The 1,569-nt window shown below is 46.1% G+C and carries 2 protein-coding genes; both read right to left on the reverse strand.

The genetic code is table 11. From position 1 onward, the window contains the following. Window positions 1-249 precede the first annotated feature (249 nt). On the reverse strand, window positions 250-771 hold the full coding sequence (gene infC / locus Q0277_RS03515; protein ID WP_297995649.1) for a translation initiation factor IF-3: 522 nt from the start codon (window positions 769-771) through the stop codon (window positions 250-252). Next, the coding region (locus tag Q0277_RS03520) for a threonine--tRNA ligase (protein ID WP_297995651.1) at window positions 768-1,569 on the reverse strand (802 nt) is incomplete at its 5' end. The genes Q0277_RS03520 and infC, both read right to left, overlap by 4 nt.

The raw sequence follows: 1,569 nt of genomic DNA on the forward strand, positions 1-1,569 counted from the left end.
TAAGGAAATTAGAGCTTAAATTAACGCAAGATAAATTTAAAGTTAAATTTTGTCGCTCGATTAAGATTCGGTTTCGCTTAATTTGAAAAATTTTATACAAATTTAAAGGGCTAAATTTAGAGATAAACTTAGCCTGCATAAATTTTAAAATTCGCTATTTAGTTTAAATTTACGCGCTGTACCACTGAGAAAAACAGCGCGAAATTTTAAAATTTTGCCGCACGCAGCGCAAATACCGCTAAATTTACGCTACGCCTTTTTCGGCGTGATCAGCATATTTACGTAGCGGCCCTCCAGCGCAGGCGCCTTATCGCGATCGGCAACTTCAGCAAAAAAATCGTCCCAAATTTTATTGAGCAAATTTACGCCGATTTCCGGGCTTGACATCTCGCGCCCTTTTAAAAATACGCGAAGTTTGACGTGTTTGCCGCTACCAAGGAATTCTTTCGCGTGTTTTACTTTGTAATTAATGTCGTTTTGAGCGATTTTGGCGGACAGCTTGATCTCTTTGACTTCGATGATTTTTTGCTTTTTTTTCGCCTCTTTGAGCTTTTTTTCCTGCTGATAGCGAAATTTGCTGTAGTTCATGACCTTGCAAACGGGCGGCTTTGCATCGGGCGCTATCAAAACCAGATCCACACCCTCTCGCTCGGCGATTTGCAGCGCCTGCGCCTTTGAAATTATGCCGTAAACCTCGCCGTTGTCGCCTATGCACCTGACTTCGCTAGCCGGAATGTCCTCGTTTAGAAAAACCTCTTTCTCTCTGCTCAAAAATTCACCTCGTTTAATTTAGCTTTTACGAAATTTAAAAACTCATCCAGCCCTAAATTTCGCTGTTCGCGCGCCATGCGATCGCGCAGAGCCACGCTGCGAGCCGAAACTTCATTATCGCCTAGGACGATGATGAGCGGCACCTTCTGCTTTTCAGCCGTTCTGATTCGTTTATTTAGCGTCTCATTTCTATCTAAAATTTCGCCGTCAATGCCTGCTTTGCGCAGCAAATTTAAAATTTCTTTCGCGTAACTTGCGTGCGCCTCGCCGATCGGCACGATCGATACCTGCGTAGGACAGATCCAAAACGGAAGCTCGCCCGCGGTATGCTCGAGCAAAATCCCCACGAAGCGCTCGAAGCTTCCCAAAATCGCGCGATGCAGCATCACGGGCTGCTTTTTTTCATTATTCTCGTCGATGTAGCCTAGCTCGAAGCGCGCAGGCAGGTTAAAATCGACCTGTACCGTGCCGCACTGCCATTTTCGACCGAGCGCGTCGGTGATTTTGATATCGATCTTAGGTCCGTAAAAAGCGCCGCCGCCCTCGTCTAGACCGTATTTTAAGCCTTTTTCGTCAAGTGCGTCTTTTAAAGCCTTCGTCGCGATATCCCAAACCTCGTCGTCGCCGACCGCCTTTTGCGGCTTGGTCGAAATTTCAAGCTCATATTCAAAGCCGAAAGCCTTCATCAAGAGCTCCACGAAATCCAAAATTTCATAGACGTTTTCTTTGATCTGGCTTGGCATCACAAACAGATGCGCGTCGTCCTGGGTAAACTCGCGCACGCGGAAAAGCCCGTGC

Origin of the sequence: uncultured Campylobacter sp. (assembly GCF_938030815.1) — a bacterium.
GTDB lineage: Bacteria > Campylobacterota > Campylobacteria > Campylobacterales > Campylobacteraceae > Campylobacter_B.